14 protein-coding genes and 5 tRNA genes are annotated in these 21,299 nt (G+C 37.4%); 1 reads left to right on the top strand and 18 read right to left on the bottom strand.

Features of this window, described 5'->3' with window-relative positions; translation table 11 throughout:
• Positions 1-108 precede the first annotated feature (108 nt).
• The 17 genes from DW721_RS04265 to DW721_RS04185 form a co-directional block, all read right to left on the bottom strand.
• A complete protein-coding gene (locus tag DW721_RS04265) occupies positions 109-2,484 on the bottom strand; it encodes a phosphoketolase family protein (protein ID WP_022014663.1) in 2,376 nt (791 codons plus the stop codon).
• A gap of 102 nt (positions 2,485-2,586) precedes the next feature.
• Positions 2,587-5,397, bottom strand: coding sequence for a transporter substrate-binding domain-containing protein (locus DW721_RS04260; protein WP_118744934.1), 2,811 nt, complete (start codon positions 5,395-5,397; stop codon positions 2,587-2,589).
• Between the two features lie 325 nt (positions 5,398-5,722).
• On the bottom strand, positions 5,723-7,477 hold the full coding sequence (locus DW721_RS04255) for a 1-deoxy-D-xylulose-5-phosphate synthase (RefSeq protein ID WP_118744933.1): 1,755 nt from the start codon (positions 7,475-7,477) through the stop codon (positions 5,723-5,725).
• A gap of 148 nt (positions 7,478-7,625) precedes the next feature.
• A complete protein-coding gene (locus DW721_RS04250) occupies positions 7,626-8,024 on the bottom strand; it encodes a thioesterase family protein (protein WP_118744932.1) in 399 nt (132 codons plus the stop codon).
• Positions 8,025-8,333: 309 nt separating this feature from the next.
• Positions 8,334-8,972: a hypothetical protein gene (locus DW721_RS04245; RefSeq protein WP_118744931.1), complete on the bottom strand. Its 639-nt coding sequence runs from the start codon at positions 8,970-8,972 to the stop codon at positions 8,334-8,336.
• Positions 8,973-9,809: 837 nt separating this feature from the next.
• The gene (locus DW721_RS04240) at positions 9,810-10,040 is read right to left on the bottom strand and encodes a hypothetical protein (protein ID WP_022015257.1); all 231 of its coding nucleotides are present in this window, start codon (positions 10,038-10,040) and stop codon (positions 9,810-9,812) included.
• A gap of 82 nt (positions 10,041-10,122) precedes the next feature.
• On the bottom strand, positions 10,123-10,785 hold the full coding sequence (locus tag DW721_RS04235) for a DnaJ domain-containing protein (RefSeq protein ID WP_055942112.1): 663 nt from the start codon (positions 10,783-10,785) through the stop codon (positions 10,123-10,125).
• On the bottom strand, positions 10,782-11,654 hold the full coding sequence (locus DW721_RS04230; protein ID WP_182436203.1) for a DUF5685 family protein: 873 nt from the start codon (positions 11,652-11,654) through the stop codon (positions 10,782-10,784). The genes DW721_RS04235 and DW721_RS04230 overlap by 4 nt, the downstream gene beginning before the upstream one ends.
• A 5-nt stretch (positions 11,655-11,659) precedes the next feature.
• Positions 11,660-12,067 (bottom strand): hypothetical protein, encoded by a 408-nt coding sequence (locus DW721_RS04225; RefSeq protein ID WP_055942118.1) that lies wholly within the window; start codon positions 12,065-12,067, stop codon positions 11,660-11,662.
• Between the two features lie 230 nt (positions 12,068-12,297).
• Complete coding sequence (locus DW721_RS04220) at positions 12,298-14,025, bottom strand: hypothetical protein (protein ID WP_118744930.1); 1,728 nt, start codon at positions 14,023-14,025, stop codon at positions 12,298-12,300.
• A gap of 234 nt (positions 14,026-14,259) precedes the next feature.
• Positions 14,260-14,457: a DUF1858 domain-containing protein gene (locus tag DW721_RS04215; protein WP_118744929.1), complete on the bottom strand. Its 198-nt coding sequence runs from the start codon at positions 14,455-14,457 to the stop codon at positions 14,260-14,262.
• A gap of 112 nt (positions 14,458-14,569) precedes the next feature.
• Positions 14,570-14,641: transfer RNA gene (locus DW721_RS04210), tRNA-Gly, on the bottom strand.
• Positions 14,642-14,703: 62 nt separating this feature from the next.
• Positions 14,704-14,775, bottom strand: a tRNA-Gly gene (locus DW721_RS04205).
• 62 nt (positions 14,776-14,837) lie between these two features.
• Positions 14,838-14,909, bottom strand: a tRNA-Gly gene (locus DW721_RS04200).
• A gap of 63 nt (positions 14,910-14,972) precedes the next feature.
• Positions 14,973-15,044 (bottom strand) — tRNA-Gly (locus DW721_RS04195).
• 184 nt (positions 15,045-15,228) lie between these two features.
• Positions 15,229-18,984, bottom strand: a complete 3,756-nt coding sequence (locus tag DW721_RS04190; RefSeq protein ID WP_118744928.1) for a phosphoribosylformylglycinamidine synthase — start codon at positions 18,982-18,984, stop codon at positions 15,229-15,231.
• Positions 18,985-19,100: 116 nt separating this feature from the next.
• Complete coding sequence (locus tag DW721_RS04185; RefSeq protein ID WP_118744927.1) at positions 19,101-20,405, bottom strand: hypothetical protein; 1,305 nt, start codon at positions 20,403-20,405, stop codon at positions 19,101-19,103.
• Positions 20,406-20,616: 211 nt separating this feature from the next.
• On the opposite strand from DW721_RS04185, the gene DW721_RS04180 reads away from it, so the two are divergent.
• Positions 20,617-20,700: transfer RNA gene (locus DW721_RS04180), tRNA-Leu, on the top strand.
• 237 nt (positions 20,701-20,937) lie between these two features.
• Here DW721_RS04180 and rplS read toward each other — a convergent pair.
• Positions 20,938-21,285 (bottom strand): 50S ribosomal protein L19, encoded by a 348-nt coding sequence (gene rplS / locus DW721_RS04175; protein ID WP_055942130.1) that lies wholly within the window; start codon positions 21,283-21,285, stop codon positions 20,938-20,940.
• Positions 21,286-21,299 lie beyond the last annotated feature (14 nt).

The following is a 21,299-nucleotide window of genomic DNA, read 5'->3' as shown; positions in this document are numbered from 1 at the left end:
TTTGATTTTTAATCTTACAAACACAAACAGGCAGACCATAAATGGTCTGCCTGCCTTATCTTTAGTATTCTGTTTATATCACATTTCAGATATTACTCTGATTCTATTCTATAAATCCCATTTCCAGTCTCTTACTTCCGGAAGGTCGATACCATACTCATGGATGTACTGCTTGTGCTCTACAAGCTTGTCGTTCATCTGCTGGATAAGGTATGCTCCTGTGTTTCCAAGCTGTGGAAGAACTGAAATAGCATTCTTAACAAGATTGAAACGGTCAATCTCGTTCTGAACACGCATATCGAATGGAGTTGTGATTGTTCCTTCCTCCTGATAACCATATACATGAATGTTACGGTTAGTTCTGCGATATGTAAGCTCATGGATGAGTGTATGATAACCATGGAATGCGAAGATGATTGGCTTATCTTTTGTGAAGAGAGCGTCATATTCTGCATCTGTTAATCCATGAGGATGTTTTGTATTTGGCTCAAGTTTCATAAGGTCAACTACATTGATTACACGAATCTTGATGTCAGGTATTGCTTTTCTAAGGATTGTAACTGCTGCAAGTGTCTCAAGTGTTGGTGTATCACCACAGCAAGCCATAACAAGGTCCGGCTCCTGTCCCTGGTCGTTAGAAGCCCACTCCCAGATACCGATACCCTGAGTACAATGCTTAACAGCCTGCTCCATAGTAAGCCACTGCTGTCTTGGATGCTTAGATGTTACTAATACATTTACATAGTCACGGCTTCTGATGCAGTGATCAAAACATGAAAGTAAGCAGTTTGTATCCGGTGGAAGGTAAAGGCGTACAACATCTGACTTCTTATTTGCAATATGGTCAAGGAATCCAGGATCCTGATGTGTAAATCCGTTGTGATCCTGCTGCCATACATTTGATGAAAGGATAAGGTTAAGTGAAGCAATTGACTGTCTCCAAGGAAGCTGATTGCAAACCTTTAACCATTTTGCATGCTGTGCACACATAGAATCTACTACACGGATGAATGCTTCGTAGCTTGCAAAGAATCCATGACGACCTGTAAGAAGGTATCCCTCTAACCAGCCTTCACACATATGCTCACTGAGCATTGAATCCATGACACGACCATCCTGTGCAAGGAACTCGTCTGTATCAAGTTTCTCACCGTTCCAGTCACGGTTTGTAACTTCAAATACTTTACCAAGACGGTTAGACATTGTCTCGTCAGGTCCGAAAATTCTGAAGTTTCTTTCTTCCTCGTTGAGTTTGAAGATGTCTCTTACAAATCCACCGAGTTCTATCATATCCTGTGCTTCAACTGCACCCGGCTTTGGAACATCAATTCCATACTCTCTAAAGTCAGGGAGACGAAGATCACGGAGAAGTTTACCACCATTTGCGTGTGGGTTAGAACCGATTCTCTTATCGCCTGTTGGAGCAAGTGCTTTAAGTTCAGGGATAAGTTTTCCGTTCTCATCGAAGAGTTCTTCAGGATGGTAGCTCATTAACCACTCTTTTAACATATCAAGATGCTCAGGCTTATCCATCATAATAGGTACCTGATGAGCTCTGAATGAGTCTTCAATCTGGTTTCCGTCAACAACCTTAGGGCCTGTCCATCCCTTTGGTGTACGGAGAACGATCATAGGCCACTTAGGTCTCTTTGTATTTCCGTTTTCTCTTGCATCCTTCTGGATAGCTTTAATTTCATCCATAGCTGCGTCAAGAGCTTCAGCCATCTTCTTATGCATATCCATTGGCTCGCTGCCTTCTACGAAGTAAGGCTTCCAGCCGCATCCGTCAAAGAAATGCTCTAACTCATCATGTGGGATACGAGAAAGAACTGTTGGGTTGCTGATCTTGTATCCGTTCATATGTAAGATAGGAAGAACGGCACCATCAGTCTTAGGGTTGAGGAATTTGTTACACTGCCATGAAGTAGCAAGTGGTCCTGTCTCAGCCTCACCGTCACCTACAATACATGAAACAACTAAATCCGGGTTATCAAATACAGCACCGAATGAATGAGCAAGTGAATAACCAAGCTCACCACCCTCGTTGATAGAACCAGGAGTCTCAGGAGCTACATGGCTTGAAATTCCGCCTGGGAATGAGAACTGCTTACATAATTTCTTAAGTCCGTCCATATCCTCGCTGATGTTAGGATATACTTCGCTGTAAGTACCCTCTAAATATGTATTTGCAACGAAGAAGTTTCCACCGTGTCCAGGACCAGAGATAAGAATCATATCCTGATCATATTTTTTAATCACACGGTTTAAGTGAACATAGATGAAGTTCTGTCCTGGAACAGTTCCCCAATGTCCTACTATCTTTTTCTTTACATGCTCCATTGTTAAAGGCTCACGTAATAATGGGTTATCTAATAAGTAGAGCTGTGCTGCTCCAAGATAATTAGTTGCACGCCAGTATGCGTCCATCTTCTTGAGGTAATCCTCAGTTAATGGCTGCTTTTCAACAACATCTGTATTTGCCATTTAATTGTCCTCCTTATGTAAATCAAATGTATCCATTTTTTCTCATTGTAGACATTTTTTTCAGTGTATTCAATTTCCAATTCCTATGTGATTCAAAAAAAGTTACCTGAAACGACTTATTTTATCTTTATATCTTGAAATCACTCTCAAAAGCAGTTTAATATCGAGCGGTTTTGCCACATGTTCATTCATTCCTGCTTCAATGGCATCCTGTTTATCTTTCGTAAACGCGTTTGCTGTCATCGCAATTATAGGGACTTCTTTTGCATCCTTTCTGTCAAGACTGCGTATCTGTCTTGTCGCTTCATAGCCGTTCATGACAGGCATCATCACATCCATAAGTATCAGATCATAATAGTATTCTTTTGATGCATAAAAAGCCTCTACTGCTTCTTTTCCGTCCTTAGCAAGCTCTATGCCAGCCCCTGCACCATTAAGGATATATTTTGCTATCTCTGCATTTATCTCATTGTCCTCAACCAAAAGTATCTTAATACCGGATAAGTTATCTAAAACTTTCTCCTCATTTTTTTCAGGACTGATATTCTTATTTATGTCAAGCGGAATCTCGACAACAAACTCCGTGCCAACCCCTTGACAGCTGTCAACTGAAATAGTGCCATTCATAAGTTCTAACAACTCTTTTGTTATTGCCATTCCCAGTCCTGTCCCCATATACTCTGTACCCGCATTGTCATTTTCTCTTGAAAATGGTTCAAATAAGTGTTCTGTAAACTCTCTACTCATACCGATTCCTGTATCTGATATGGTAAAACGAAATCTTGTCATATCCTCTATTGCATTAAGCTCCTCAATCTCTATCTTAAGGCTGCCATTCGGCTTATTGTATTTAATAGCATTGCTTTCTATATTCTGGATAATCCTCTGAATATGCAACGGACTTCCTATAAGTTCTTCATGTATTATATTATGTTTTTTTATTTCAAATTCTATTCCTTTTTCCGCAATTGCTTCAGAAAATACATCCCTTAAATTAGTTATTATATCATTTATATTAAAAGGCTCATAAGACAGAATTGTTTTTCCGCTCTCTAACTTGCTCATGTCAAGTACATCATTTATAAGATTTTTAAGCTGATTTGATGCACTATCAATCTTGTCAAGTGCAAATTCTACTTTTTCCGGCTCACTGACATTTTCTTTTGCAATCCTTGTCATACCCATAATTCCATTCATAGGAGTTCTTATATCATGCGACATTCTCGCAAGAAAATTTGATTTTGCATCATTTGCCCGTTCTGCATCCTCCTTTGCCAGTGCAAGTTCTGCTCTGTTTTTCTTTACATGATTAAGCTGTGCAGAACATAAAAGTATGACTATAAGAAATGTTACTGACATACATATTATAATAAAATTAGCATTTTCTCTGACAAACTGGGACATAGAAAAATTCTGCTTTGCATTTGAGTATGTCATCATTGTACGCATTATCTCAGAATCATCCGAAAGAAGCACAATCTTGTTAAGAATAGACACAAGAGTTGTATTGCTTCTGTTTGTCGCAATACTAAGCGGCACTGTACTTGAAAGGTTTACGGTTTTTAAATCATCATATTTTGACAGATTAAATACCTGGTCGACACGGTATGCACTAAAAATCGTGGCTCCGACTTCTCCGTCCTTAACTGCTTTTATACACTCCTGCGGCGTATCATATATAATCACTTTGCTTTTAGGATAATATATCTTTGCATATATACTCTGATAATTTGACTGCTTCTTTATGGCAATCCTTGTCATTGTCTTATCTGTATAATTTTCTTTATATACAGCAACTATAGGAGAATCCACAACCATTCTTGTAACTGAAAAATTTTGTTTGTCGGCATACCACTTATCACCATAGAAAGGAAATATACAATCAACCTCTTCATTTTTCAAAGCGTTTGTCATCTGTGTCAGATTGTCATATGCGTGATATTTATATTTTATGCTAAATCCCGGAAAGCGGTTTACCGACTGATCAAAAATAGTTTTTATCACACCTATAGGCTCTCCGGTTTCTTCATCTTCATCACAAAAAGCAAGCATATGTTTAAGGTAGCCTACATTAATATACATATGTCTGTTCAGCCATTTTCTTTCATCAGAATCCAGTATTTTTCTTGCACTTACATTTCTATAGTACTTATATTGTAAATTCTGATTATAATATGGATCTGATGAAAATAATTTATCCTGTGCTTTTTCAAGTTCATCCTTTATATCAGGATATTTTTTACTTATGGCAAAATAATATTCCGAATCATCTATCTTTATAATAGGAATAAATTGATTATTTTCAGAAGTTTCTGTATCAAGTATTGCATCGTACTTTCCTGACATAAGCCCCGATTTAAGTTCATTGTATCCATCTGCTGCTATCACTTCAGCATTTATGCCGTTAAGTATTATCCAATTCCTAAGTTTTTCAACCTTGTCGCTTCCAGCATTTATTCCAATTTTTTTATTATCAAAACTCTTTATATTATCCGCTGTTATGTCGTCATTATCACCTTTTACATATATATAATATCCCTCCGTACCCATAGGTTTTTGTGAAAAATACATTTGTGTACTTCTCGCAAAACTATAAGATACACCACATAATATATCTAGCTCTCCCTCACTTAAAAGCTCAAATAATTCACTCCACTCTCCATAAACATACTTATATGTCCACCCTGTATATGACGCAATATCCTGCAGATAATCATATCCATAGCCTGTTTTATACTCCGAATCCTGCCCTACTGTGTCACTTGAAATCATTTTTGAAGAATTGGCAAAGCCAACCCTTATCTCCCGCTCTTCTGCTTTTGCGGCTGAAACCGGCAGCAATATCATTATCAGACCAAAAAATAAAACATATAAATTAATTTTTTTATGCATTTCATATAAAAAAGTTTTCATATTACCCCTCACTTCTGCACGGATTTTTTACACTATTTTCCATTCTTGCACTGTATTTTGTTCATAGTATGAATTTTTTATTTTCGTACCGACTACCTATAATTCATAATAATTATATTTATTTTCTCATATCAACAAAATTATTGCAAGTAGCAAAGCTGCTTTCTTTTTGCCACGGCATAACTCTACATTACGAGCATTTTCCTATACATAAAAAAGACGGCATATATTATTTTTAATATGCCACCTTTTATTACACTTAGTATAAATACTTAATTTTTGTCCCGTTCAAAATGTATTTTGAACTTTATATTTTAATTTTTAATTACAGATTATTCATAATATCCGTTAAGATAAGTTCTTTTGTAAGATGATTTTTCTTAAGTATCTCATCAACATTATATCTGTCTGGAAATTCTTTCTTAAGTCCGAAGTTTAATACCTTTACAACTGAGTCTCCATAAAATCTCGCTATCTTTTCTCCGAAACCGCCGTCTAAAATTCCGTCTTCTATCGTAACAACTACATCATGCTCTTTTTTAAGTTCCTCAAGCATTTGTTCGTCTGTTCCCGTAATGTAATAAGGATTTATGACCGTAGGCTTAACACCTGTTTTTTTCTCAAGTTCAGCCGCTGCCTCAACGGCAAGAGAATAGAATGTTCCAAGTCCGATAAATGCAACTTTCTTTCCCTGCTGTGTCATTTCATATTTGTTTAATGCAGAGAAATCTTTTGTTATCTGCTTTCCGTCAGATACCATTTCTCCTCCCGGAAGCTTGATTGCTACAGGATGTTCTGTCTGCTCTATACTCCAGTCAAGCATTGCGAGATATTCTTCCTTTGTTGTCGGTGCAAGATAAACAAGATTTGGTATATTGCTAAGCATTGGTATGTCATAAAGTCCAAGATGAGTCACATCATTCATTCCATATACCGAACCTGAGAAAGTAACTATAGTTGCAGGACTGTTGTTGATACATATATCCTGTGAAATCTGATCATATGCACGCTGTATGAAAGTGCTGTAAACACCCCATACCGGTCTGCCGCCGTTTACTGCTATTCCTGAGGCTATGGCTGCGGCTGTTTCCTCAGCAATACCAACATCCATAAACTGTTTTCCTGCTTCGTCCCTCTTGTCCTTAGTAAAACCAAGTACCGTAGGGGTTGCTGATGTTATGGCAACAACCGACTTATCCTGTTTCATCTTCTTAAGCAGATAGTCAGCAGTAACACCGGAATAATCTTCACCCTCCATCTCACCGAGAGGCTTGCCTGTTTCTATATCAAACGGACCATTGTAATGCCATTCTTCCTTATGCTCCTCAGCCGGCTTATAACCTTTACCCTTGAGTGTATTTATATGTACAACAACAGGCTTTTTACTGTCCTTAACTTTTGTGAACGCATCTATAAGTGCTCTTACATTGTTTCCCTCATTTACATAGACATAATCAAGTCCCATTGCTTTAAATAAGTTACACTCTGCCTTTCCGTTGGTGTCACGGAGTTTTTTAAGATTTTTATACATTCCGCCGTGGTTTTCTGCTATAGACATATCATTGTCATTTACAACGATAATAAAGTTCCCATCTAATTCAGCAGCATAATCAAGGCCCTCTAATGCCTCACCACCGCTTAGAGAGCCATCACCTATAACGGCTATAACATTTCCGTCTTCACCCTTTAAATTTCTTGCCTTTGCAAGACCGGATGCAAGACTGATGGAAGTTGATGTATGACCTATTGTAAAAAAGTCGTGTTCACTTTCATGAGGATTGCTATATCCTGAAACATCATTATATTTATCTTCATAAAGATATGCATCTTTTCTGCCTGTAAGCATCTTATGCGGATATGTCTGATGAGATACATCATATACTATCTTGTCCTTTGGCGAGTCAAAAACATAATGAAGTGCTATCGTTGCTTCAACCATTCCGAAGTTTGGTCCAAAATGACCACCGTGGATACTCGCCCTCTTTAAAAGTGCACTTCTCATCTCTGCTGCAAGCTTTATCATCTCATCATCAGTTAATTTTTTTACATCTTCAGGTCCGTTTATTTTTTCTAAATACATATTTTTCCTCCTAAGCTGATATTTTCATGCTAACGAAAGTATAATACCTAAAGTTACCTTTAGGTCAAGACCTAAATTTATTAAATTATTATGATGTTAGGGTCAAAAGTAGATAGCAATGCATATAAATATGCATTGCTATCTTAGATTACTCTTCATCTTTCTTTAATTTATTGTATGTCTTTTCACGGAATTTCTCACTCTCTATAATAAATCTCTCATGTGTTCCTTTTCCGATAAGACCTTTTTCATCAGATGCCTCTACCTTGAACACAAGTCTTCTTCCGTCTACCTCGATAAGTTCCGTATCACACTCTACTTTCATTCCGACTGGTGATGCAGCCATATGCTCTATATCTACTTTTGTTCCGACTGTTCCACATCCCTCATTAAGATATGGCAAAACACTTTTATATGCTGTATTTTCCATAAGTGCAAGCATGGCAGGAGTTGCGAATACATCCATTACCCCACTGCCCATTTTCTCAGCCGAAAGTGCTGCTGTTACCACTATTTCTCCATGTCCTTTAATTCCCTTTTTAACCATTGTTATGTCCTCCTTATTTATCTTATGTCCTCTCAGTATCCAGTGTAGTGACATGTTCATATTCAGCCAAATGACTTGCTTGAATTTACATTTGCTGCGTTGTCATCAATCGCCGTAGCCCGCTACGGCTCATTCTTCCGCATCATTTGACTAAATAGCAACATGCCATTACACTAGTCAAAACGAAGAATTTCGAGAGTACATATCTTTTCTTTTATTTTTGTGTATATCATATCTGCATCAGATAGCATAGATAAAAATCCTACATACATGAATTTTTAACACTATCCTCATTTATGAGCATTCTGCTCATTCAGCCTGCTTCCCGTCTTTGATAAACGGAAACAGTTCCATAAAATAAGGCAGTTCACATACCCAGTCACAAAATGTATGCCACTCCTCAAGTTTATGATTGTGTCTTGCATTATACATTGCTATGGCATTTTCGTATGACATCGTACAGGTTCTCATCTGATGATAACTCTCAGGCAAAAGCTGTATAAGACTGTACCAAAGTGCCTTATCTTTTGTCTCCATATATTTAAGTCTTATTTCTTCAAGTGACTCTACCATAACTTTCATCGTATCAAGTGCCTCGTCAGTCATATGGTCTGTGCTGAAATCAGCAAGTTCAAACGGCTTGCTGTGTATCTTATGCATGGTACTCGTCGAATTTGCCACTGTACCTACCTTGTATGTATCGTACTCTTTCCACCAGTAAATAGGTGCAGTTATATCTACCGAGATAAATATCTGTCTTATAAATTTTCTGTGGTCATTTCCAGCCTGACATAACCTTTTTGCAAGATCGAGGTCATTTGAACCAAAAACAAAGTTTCCGTTTTCATCATAACTGCTGTCGCTTCTCGCCCAACTGTTTAACGGATTTCTTGCACCACGCATCGCATTTTCAAAATTCATTACTGCCGTATTATTAAACTTTATCATTTTTTACTCCTTAATTTGTCAAATATATTCAGCTAAAATAAATGTCAGCTCGTAAACTGGTTTCCTCGCTGTTCGTTTCACTCATATATTTTTTCTCCCTCTGTTTTGCATACAAGTATGCAACAGAGTTTTAAAAAATATATTCATTCAAAATAAATGTCAGCCCGTAAACAGGTTTCCTCGCTGTTCGTTTCACTCATATATTTTTTCTCCCTCTGTTTTGCATACAAGTATGCAACAGAGTTTTAAAAAATATATTCAGCTAAAATAAATGTCAGCTCGTAAACAGGTTTCCTCGCTGTTCGTTTCACTCATATATTTTTTCTCCCTCTGTTTTGCATACAAGTATGCAACAGAGTTTTAAAAAATATATTCAGCTAAAATAAATGTCAGCTCGTAAACAGGTTTCCTCGCTGTTCGTTTCACTCATATATTTTTTCTCCCTCTGTTTTGCATACAAGTATGCAACAGAGTTTTAAAAAATATATTCAGCTAAAATAAATGTCAGCTCGTAAACAGGTTTCCTCGCTGTTCGTTTCACTCATATATTTTTTCTCCCTCTGTTTTGCATACAAGTATGCAACAGAGTTTTAAAAAATATATTCAGCTAAAATAAATGTCAGCTCGTAAACAGGTTTCCTCGCTGTTCGTTTCACTCATATATTTTTTCTCCCTCTGTTTTGCATACAAGTATGCAACAGAGTTTTAAAAAATATATTCAGCTAAAATAAATGTCAGCTCGTAAACAGGTTTCCTCGCTGTTCGTTTCACTCATATATTTTTTCTCTCTCTGTTTTGCATACAAGTATGCAACAGAGTTTTAAAAAATATATTCATTTATTTTGCAAATTCTACGATTACATAATAGCCGCGTTCTGTGTGTTTTATTTCTTTTACGATTCCATCCCTGTCCTCTATTCGCTCGTTTACTTTAAAACAACCGGACATTGCTACCGCCGGCTCTATTATATAACTGTAATTTAATGCTGTTTTCTTTTCGCTTACATGGACACTGTCACCTTCTTTTACAAGACCGGGTCGTTCCATTTTAAATGTCATCTCTCTCATTATATATAAGTTTCCCTTTCTTTATAAATATCTTTTATTTTGGTTTATCTTTTCAGACAACATCTGAAACTATAAATCCACATTATATAAACCATCCTGAACCATTCATACAGCAATTACACAGAGCATATGTCAGACAGAGTTTCATACAAAACCCTCCATCAGCCTCCCCCGGAGTGTCATATGAATGATGTATATCCTCATACCAGATGTTTCCTGTTTCCAGCCTTCTTACAAGTGTCACATACTGTATATTTTCAGGCTCCATTTCCATAGCCTGTCTTGCCTGTTCAAGTGCGATTATATCATTTCCCAGTCCTACATTTGCCATTGCACTAAGATAATACCACTGTCCATTCTTCTCGTTCATCTGATTAAGAACATTCAGTGCTTCTCTATAATATCTGTTTGCTATATAATTTGAAGCCGCCCTTAAGTGCATATTGTATTCTTCATTTTCACTATCAGATGAACTTGAAAAACCTGTTCCAAAGCCTGAATAATATCCACTATTACCGGCATCACCGTATCCAAAGCCACCTGCATATCCTCCATTTTCACGCTCATCCATTATCTGGTGATATGCCTGCTGGATTTCCTTAAATTTATCTTCTGCCTCTTTTTTATTCGGATTGTTTATGTTGGCATCCGGATGATATTTTCTGCTCAAATTTCTATATGATTTTTTTATTTCTTCCTGTGAAGCCGAACGTGATACCCCAAGTACCTTGTAGGGATCCATCATATTTTCCTCCAATCCGGATTGTCAGTTTTTAAGTTATCCTTATCTGCTGCACTTAATATCCTGTTGTATTTCTGCCACACTCCCGAATATATTATATTATCTAATATTCCGGAATTTTCGACAATAGGCAGCCTGTCGTATGCCCTGCCGGCTTTAGACATCATCATTACAAATATATCATGCATATAATCGTCAAATTTTTCCCTTTTCTGCTCCTTTAACCTGATGAGTGGATTGTAACAATCCTTTTTTTCATCTTCATTCATATCTTCATACGCATCGAGAAGATAAATAAATTTTCCAAGATAAAATCCTATCTTTTTAAGAATTTCCGACCATTCATCATTTTTATATTCAAATATTGCCTCACAAATTTTCCCAAAATATCCTGATACCTCATCAAGATCTTGACTCTGTGCTTTTTCAGCCATATACAAACTTGCAAGATTTTCCAAAATTATATTTGTTTTTTCTTCATAGCGTAATGCAATGCTTTTTTCTTTCTTCTTAAGCAATTTTCCATAAACCACTTTAAGAAATTTTTTTTCATCATTCCAATCATCCATGCACTTATAATATGTCATGAGAACATTCATGTCAGCCGCATAATCAATACATTCTGATATGACATAGCGATGCTTTTTTTTAGGATGTGCAACACACCTGCACTCCGACATATCTGCAGGCTCATCCTCATAAAGAGATGAAAGCAGCAATCCCAAAAATGTCATATCATATGTCAGCGATATTTGACCTCTAAGCCCTGCATATTTTTTTAGGCTTTGACATAATCCACAATAAAATTCATGATAATGTTTAAATTCTTTAACTTTTAATTCATCATAATTTGGAATGATATAACCAAACAAGCATATCAGCTCCTTTTTATAAATTCAGTCTTGCATCTCGGACAGGTAATGGCAATACGACCCTTTCCTTTTGGCACTCTTATACTCTGTTTACAATTCGGACATTTATATATGTGATGTGTTCTTCTCTGTACCATATGAGCTTTCTTTCTTGCGGCAAAATTTTTAAACCTGCCGTAATATCTCATAAATGTCTCATTTTCCGCATACCGCTTGTTTATATTTTTTGATAATATCCTGACATAAGCATATACTATCAGAACCAAAGTAACCGTATTAAATATCATACGCACTAATGGAATTCTTATAAACATCTCTAAAACCATAAGTACAACGGCTGCCATCACCAGAAAGTTACTAAACTGATCCACTCCATATCTACCCTGCATAAATCTGGCAATTTTTTCTCTCATAATATCAAGCCCTTTCAAAACGATATGTTAATTACCATACTTCTAATTTGCCCAACATTAAAATCTTATATAATATGTCGGAAAAACCGTTTGTATGACTTTCTATATTATATATTATCGCATTGTGGCTAAAATACAATGTATCTAATTATGAACAATTATTAAATATATATAAACTGTCTTTTCTATTTATAATCATTGCCTGCATATGCAATACAGTGCAAGAACAATCAGCCGTTTTCTCCTTTTTCAATTATACGGTATGCCTGTTTTTCTATATACTCATATGATGTCATATAATTTATGCCATCCTCAGACGGCTCATATTTAATCTCTATCCTATCCCCGACATTCAGTTTTATAAGCTGTTCATTATCCGCAAATGCCTGCTTATATACATCTCCATCCGAATCTTTAACATACACCATTGTTCCATCATCCGTATCAATATATTTCACATCAGACACAACAATATCTTTTGTCTCAGAGAGTTTGTCAACATCACCTGATTTTCCGCTCTTTGCAAGCATCTTTTTATAGTCCGTAAAAACTTCTGTCTGTGATGTTGCCGTTGCAACCATGTTATACTGCGACACATTTACCATAGCGTACATTTTTACAAGTCCGCCGGCATCCTTTAATACCATAATATATGTTGGTACACCTGCAACATTTATAAGACTCGGAAAAGACGCCTTGTATCCCTTTTCCTGCACCTCTCCTTCTGCAGCAGACATTGCCGAATGTTCTTCCGCACCTGATACTTTATAGTATTTTGCCTCGGATGTTCTCTGGTTCATCATAACAAAACCGATATTTGACTGGTCTCCATTTACCGATGTAACACCTGTATAAATCCACACATCATCACCGATTATCTTATAACCAAAATCATCAGTTGTCTGCTTACAGCCCTTCTGACCTATCACACTGTTTATATAACCATCTGAAAGCACTCCGTACCAGTTGTATTTTTTCTCAAGCAAATGTCCATTGTAAACATTGTCAACCCAGCTTGGAATATTGTTTATACCATAATAGCGACAATCGCCACTCACCGGATCACATATTATAACACCATTTACATCCACACCGCCAAACAGACCTATTTTTGCAGTCACCGTCGGACAGATATAATATGGCTTTCCGCTGTCATCAACCTCAAAATTATAACCGCTTATTATCTTGGTCGGATATTTTAGCTGTACATGTCTTTCAAGATTATAATTAAAATAAGCTGACGGAACATACTTCATTCCCTTGTCAAGTGCAACATACTCTGCATTTGAATTTACCGGATTTATCTTTACATATCCAGGTATTCCCTTGCTTCTGTTGTTCCACCATTTAAAGAAACTTGCATATTTGAGTGCAGAAACCTTAAATGGCTTTTTCTCAACACTTATCTGCGTATATGCATCCTCCACCTCATACTGGCTTACAACATCCGAGAGTGAGCCAATCTTTCTGTTTCCAAATATCTTAGCACTCGCCGTATCCATAAGTGCTATATCTGTAATCTGGTCTGTTTCCTCAATATCTTTTGCAAAATCGTAAGTCTTAACTTTAAGCATATTAGAATATGACTTTGCACGGAACAGCTTAAGACCTGCCACAGAGCCGATAACAAAGACAATCACTGCAAGAACAGCAAGTGTCCAGAAAAATCTTGTCATAAATGACATCTTTTTTTCCCTAAATGCTTCAACAACATTTGATGACATTGCATTTTTGAGCTGATTTAATGCAAATATACATCCGAGGGCTATAAATAATACCACCACTGCCCCCCAAAAAGATTCCAGATGAATGTTTATCGCAGGGAAAAATGCATAGTAATATGCACCTGCCAGCACAATAAGTAAAATCGTCAATATAGCATAAACTTTCTTTTTAATACTCATATCAATATTTTCCTTTTTCTTTTTATTTTTCTTCTTGTCTTTTTTCTTTCCCATACCAATCCTCATTTCTTTCTTTAATTCATTTGAAAAGTATCTCATTCCTTAACAAGATTGTCCGTATATAACAAATAATATTAGCCGGTATTTCGTCGCCGCCAGTATTTAATCAGCCTTTTTTGCTGATTTATGTACTGCTGCGAGCGACAGCATAGCGAAAGCGTGCCAGCGGTATTATTTTGTTATATTCTGATAATCATCACAACCTGCATTATATTTTGCAATGCTGAATTAACCGTTAATCCTCTTATCCAGTTTTTTGATAAGTTCGTTCACTTCAACCGAATGAACATTACAAGCCTGCCCTATAGTCTCCTTTGCCGAAGACTGACACCCAACGCAGTTCATCCCTACCTCCTTAAAATCCTCTATCGTATCAGGATAAAATCTAAGCAACGCTCCTATAAGTGAATACTCTGTTACAACCATTTTAATCCTCCATTCCAGTTTAATTTACTCTCGATATCTCTTTTGGATAAAATAATATAATGATTTGAAAAAAGGGCAAAACTTAAATGTTTCACCCTTATAATAATCAAAAAGCACGAGACGGGATTCGAACCCGCGACCCTCGCCTTGGCAAGGCGATACTCCACCACTGAGCCACTCGTGCATTTTTAAATATGTAATTGTAAGACTGACTCAAATATCTTTAGATACTCAAATCTCAGCTCAAGCACGAGACGGGATTCGAACCCGCGACCCTCGCCTTGGCAAGGCGATACTCCACCACTGAGCCACTCGTGCATTTTTAAATATGTAATTGTAAGACTGACTCAAATATCTTTAGATACTCAAATCTCATCTCAAGCACGAGACGGGATTCGAACCCGCGACCCTCGCCTTGGCAAGGCGATACTCCACCACTGAGCCACTCGTGCATTTTTGAATATGTAATTGTAAGACTAAACTCAAATATCTTTAGATACTCAAATCTTATCTTAAGCACGAGACGGGATTCGAACCCGCGACCCTCGCCTTGGCAAGGCGATACTCCACCACTGAGCCACTCGTGCATTTATCCTGCCTGCGAGCTGTCCGCCGCAAGCAAGATATATATTACATGAAAGTCTTGTGCTTGTCAACACTTTTTTTTAATTTTTTTATATTTTTTGTAACAGTTCATCCATAAAAAGATAATTGGCAATACAATGAGCTTGCTCATTGTATGCTAAATTCTCTTTTTATGGCAGAATACCTCTACTTAAAGTATGACACACCTGATTCAAAGATATGCTGGTTCTGGTTTCCAACAATATTTATAGCTACGCTGTCACCTATTCTCTCTGAATGAGCCATCTTTCCAAGCACTCGTCCATCAGGGCTCGTGATACCCTCAATAGCTGCATATGAACCGTTTGGATTGTAATCCTCATCCATTGTAGGAACTCCGTTAAGGTCTACATATCTTGTCGCAACCTGACCGTTTGCAAACAGGTTGTCTATCACATTCTTAGGTGCTACAAAACGACCCTCACCATGTGATGCAGGTATAGCGTAAACTCCGCCAAGTTCTGCTTTCATAAGCCATGGTGATTTGTTTGTGACAACCTTTGTATATACAGACTTAGATATATGACGACCTATACTGTTCGTTGTAAGCGTAGGTGCATCTGCTGTCTGAGGTTTTATCTCACCAAATGGTACAAGTCCGAGTTTGATAAGAGCCTGGAAACCGTTACAGATACCAAGTGCAAGTCCGTCTCTCTTCTGTAAAAGTTCATGTACTGCTTCCATAATCTTTGGATTTCTAAAAATAGAAGCGATAAACTTAGCTGAACCGTCAGGCTCATCACCTGCACTGAAACCGCCTGAGAACATAAGTATCTGAGACTCTTTTATTGCTGCCTCAAATGCATTTACTGACTCTACTATCTGGCTTTCTGTCATGTTTTTAAATACGACTGTCTTTACATCTGCACCTGCAAGTTCAAATGCTTTTGTTGTGTCATATTCACAGTTTGTACCAGGGAATACCGGTATAAATACCTTAGGTCTTGCAACCTTGTTCTTTGCCGTGTAAACAGTTTTTGCATCGAAAAGTTTGTCCTCAAGTTCAATCTGTTCAACATCTGAGCGTGTAGGGAATACACTCTCAAGTTTGCCTGTCCAGTTCTCAAGTGCTTCTTTCATTGAAATTACTGCATCACCATATACAAATTCGGCATCGTCTGTTACAAGAGCAATCTTCTTGTACTCTGCCGTAATCTTATCAAGGTCATCTGCTGACACTTCAGCTATGATAGAACCATATTCTTTAGCGAATAATTCGTCCCTGTCTACACTCTCGTCAATCTTTACTCCAAGTCCGTTACCAAATGCCATCTTGCTGACAGCCTCACAGATACCGCCGAAACCTACGGCATATGCTGAAACAATAACTTTTGATTTTATCATATCTGTTATCTTTGAGTAGAGTGACATAAGTTTATCATAAACAGGAAGTGAGTATTTGTCTTTTTCAATATCAAATTTAACTAATACATTTCCGGCTTTCTTAAGTTCAGGTGATACTACATCCCCGGTCTTTGCAATATCAACAGCAAATGAGCAGAGTGTCGGAGGCACATCAATATCATTGAATGTTCCTGACATACTGTCCTTACCGCCTATTGAAGGAAGTCCGAGTTTTATCTGTGCATCATATGCACCTAAGAGTGCTGCCATAGGCTCACCCCAGCGTTTTGGATCTTCTCCAAGTCTTCTGAAATATTCCTGGAATGTAAATCTTATCTTACTGTAATCTCCACCTGCCGCAACAATCTTTGCAACAGAAGAAATAACCGCATATACAGAACCGTGATATGGACTCCAGCTTGCAAGATATGGGTCAAGTCCGTAACTCATCATCGTAACAGTATCGCATTTGCCCTCTGACATAGGAAGTTTTGCGACCATAGACTGAGTCGGTGTAAGCTGATATTTTCCGCCATATGGCATATATACGCTCGCTGCACCGATAGAACTGTCAAACATCTCAACAAGCCCTTTCTGTGAGCATACATTTAAGTCTGATAATGTATCAAGCCATGCTTTCTTTACATCTGTTGTATCTTTCTTTTCATCAAAATAGTTTGCTTTCTCATCAGGCATAGTTACAACTACATCTGTCTCCTGGTGTGCACCGTTCGTATCAAGGAATGCTCTTGAAAGGTCTACGATAACCTTATCTCTCCATGAAAGCACAAGTCTAGGTTCTTCTGTAACCTCGGCAACTGCCACTGCCTCAAGATTTTCTTCCTCGGCATACTTAAGCATCTTGTCAACATCTTTACTGTCAACTACAACTGCCATACGCTCCTGTGACTCTGAAATTGCAAGTTCTGTTCCGTCAAGACCGGCATACTTCTTTGGTACCTTGTCAAGATTTACTTTAAGTCCGTCTGCAAGTTCTCCGATAGCTACTGAAACTCCACCGGCACCAAAGTCATTACACTTTTTGATGATAGAACTTACTTCTTCTCTTCTGAAAAGACGCTGAATCTTTCTCTCTGTAGGTGCATTACCTTTCTGAACTTCTGCTCCACATACATCAATAGACTTTGTAGTATGTGCCTTTGAAGAACCTGTAGCACCACCGATACCATCACGACCTGTACGACCTCCGAGAAGAATGATAATATCTCCCGGATCAGAATTTTCACGGATAACATTGCGTCTTGGAGCAGCACCCATAACGGCACCTATCTCCATTCTCTTTGCAACATAGTTTGGATGATATATCTCATTTACAAGACCTGTTGCAAGTCCTATCTGGTTTCCGTATGAACTGTATCCCTTTGCGGCACCCGTTACTATCTTTCGCTGTGGAAGTTTTCCCGGAAGTGTATCTTTCATAGATACCGTAGGGTCTGCCGCACCTGTCACACGCATAGCCTGATATACATAACCACGGCCTGAAAGCGGATCACGGATAGCACCGCCAAGACAAGTAGCTGCACCACCGAAAGGCTCTATCTCTGTCGGATGGTTGTGTGTCTCATTTTTAAAGAAGATAAGCCACTCTTCAGTTTTTCCGTCTATTTCAACAGGAACTACTATAGAGCAGGCATTTATCTCATCTGACTCCTCCATATCATCGAGTTTTCCGTCAGCTTTGAGTTTACGCATACCCATAAGTGCAATATCCATAAGCGAAACATATTTGTCAGGTCTGTCCTTGAAAAGTTCTTTTCTTGCAGCTTCATACATCTCATAAGATGCTTCGATAGGTGCATTGTAATAACCATCCTCAAACTTAACATTCTTAAGTTCTGTCTGGAATGTTGTATGACGGCAGTGGTCTGACCAATATGTATCAAGTACACGAATCTCCGTAACGGAAGGCTCTCTGTTTTCCTCATTTTTAAAGTAATTTTGAATATGCAGGAAATCTTTAAATGTCATTGCAAGATTAAGAGACTCGTATAATTTCTTAAGTTCGTCCTCAGACATCTGTCTGAAACCGTCAAATATAGCAACATCCGCCGGCTCATCAAATTCCTGTACAAGTGTCTCAGGAATATTTTCTGAAGCCTCCCTTGAATCTACAGGGTTGATACAATACTCTTTAATCTTCTCTTTATCCTGGTCATCTATATCTCCCTCAAAAACATAAGTCGTTGCTGAACGGATAACGGGATTTTCTTTCTCGTTTAAAAGTTTAACACACTGTTCTGCCGAATCTGCTCTCTGGTCAAACTGACCCGGAAGATATTCAACTGAAAACACAAAACTTCCGTCAGCTTTTTTAAATTCATTCTCATAGCAGTTATCAACTGGCGGCTCAGAAAATACTGTTCCAAGAGCCTGCTTATAAGTTGCATCACTAAGATTTTCAACATCATAGCGAATAAGTACCCTGACATTATTAATACTCTTTATACCAAGATAACGCTTTACTTCTTCTTTAAGTTCCTTTGCATGTACTGCATATGGCTGTTTCTTTTCAACATAAATCCTTCTTACACTTCCCATTGCGGTGCCTCCATTTCATTTATATGTTTGTATGCTCTGACATTTATCTGTACATAGTACAGACACCATGCTGCTGTTTGCAGCAGCAATAGTGGTCCTTTAATTACATAATAAAATTACTTTGATGATTTGCTGCTTCCTGATGACTTACTTGTCGATTTCTTTGATGACGATTTAGACGATGATTTCTTTGACGATGACTCATTCATCTTCTGGAGATCCTCGGCAGTTACTATCTCAGTTGTCATAGAACCTATCTCGACATTGTTCCATACACTTGCATTTACTTTAATCTTATAAGATTCTTTAAGTTTGTTAAGCCACTCTGTATATTTTTCTGTCTGTGCAGATTTAACTGCATCATCACAGGCTTTCTGATAGCTTGATGTTGAATTGTTATCAATCATTTTTACAAATACATAATATCCGGCTTTTTCATCATAGAATACCGGTGAAACAGTTCCGTTCTTCATAGCCTTAACCTTTTTAAGATTTGCAGTTGAAAGATATGACCAGCCTGCCTTTTCTGTAAATTCTGCCTTATCATATTTTACATCTGTCTTATCTTTGCTTCCGATAAGCTTTGTAAAGTCTTTTGCCTGTGCAGCTTTCTTTGCGTATTTGTTTATCTCAGTTTTATATTCCTGTTTCTTTTTTGCAGATACTTTCTTTGTATTTCCACTGCTGTCTGTTTTTGAAAGTGCTACTGCATAATACTGAATATCATACTCTCTGTAATCTTTCTTTGAAATCTTCTTTATAACCGAAGTTTCATCAACCTTTTTGTTTAACTCTTTCTGCCTGTCTGACTTATATCTGTCTGCAAGAATAGTTTTCTCAAATCTCTTTGTAAGTCTTTTCTTTGACATACTAAGACGGAATTTCTGAACCCATGAAAGTCCTTTCATTGCTTTTTTCGCCTGGCTCTCAGCCTTTTTCTCTTCTGCAGAAGTAAGCTTGTAACCGGCTTTTACAGCTTCTTTATAAAGAACCACATATTCTTCTTCATTGTCCAAGATTTCCTGTTTGATACCTATCTTGTTTGATACACTTGATGGTACATTAGAATCACTTCCCTGATATGATGACTCCCATACTGAAGTTCCCATATATGCCTGATACATCTCATCGTAAGGAAGATAATAAGATTCTTTCTCATAAATAGGATACATCATGTCATCCATGGTAACTTTTGTTCCGTTGACCGTAAATGCAACTTCAGGACCTAACTGCTGTATGCCAACACCTATACATAATACAAGTACCAAAACTATACATATGGCACTCAATACGATTGCCTTGACATTTCTGCCTGAACTTACACCTAATTTCTTTTTGCCTGTTGCAGCTTTAACAGTAACATTTTCTTTTTTTTCACTGTTATCTTTCTGCTGATTCATAACTTTCTTTGCTGAATTCATTGTTGCTCCTCCAAAAGTATTCTACGCACAAATCACTTTCAAAGTGATAAAACGCTACTTTCTATTCTATCTTAAAAAAAATATAAGTCAAGACTGCAAATGTGATAACTCTTTGAACTTTTACATTTTTCTGCTTTTTTTATTTTTTTTATTGACATTTATGTCATTAATTGATATGATTTACAAGTGTTGTGTATAATATTACATATATGCGGAAGTGCTGGAATTGGCAGACAGGCATGATTCAGGTTCATGTGTCGGCAACGACGTGTGGGTTCAAGTCCCATTTTCCGCATTCATTACTTTTTATTTTTTTATAAGTTTTTACCTCGCCCTATCGGGATTATTACATATTCTCCCGATAGGGCACTTTCTTTTTTATCGCAGCAAAAGAGGTTTTAACATTCGGTTAGTTTGTTCATTATATGCTGAATTTTCTTTTCAACAACCAAAAAGGGCTGTCCTTAGGACAACCCTTTTAAATTTTTTCGCTATTTCACTTTGATAAGTGCACTTTAAAAGACAATCTTTATTATTTAACGATTTCTTTAACCTTAGCAGCTTTACCAACTCTGTCACGAAGATAGAATAATTTAGCACGTCTTGCCTTACCTCTGCGTACTACTTCAATCTTGTCAATGATTGGTGAATGAACCGGCCAAGTTTTCTCTACACCTACACCATTAGAGAACTTTCTAACTGTAAATGTCTCTCTCGCTCCACCATTCTGTCTCTTAAGTACTGTACCCTCGAATACCTGGATACGCTCTCTCGAGCCCTCAATAACTTTAGCATAAACTTTAACAGTATCACCTACTCTAAAGTCTGCTACTTCTGACTTTAACTGTGCATCTTCGATTGCTTTAATAATATCGTTCATTTTGTGACCTCCTT

Source organism: Clostridium sp. AM27-31LB, assembly GCF_003480745.1.
Classification (GTDB): domain Bacteria; phylum Bacillota; class Clostridia; order Lachnospirales; family Lachnospiraceae; genus Butyribacter; species Butyribacter intestini.
This window is presented reverse-complemented; position numbering and strand designations above follow the sequence as displayed.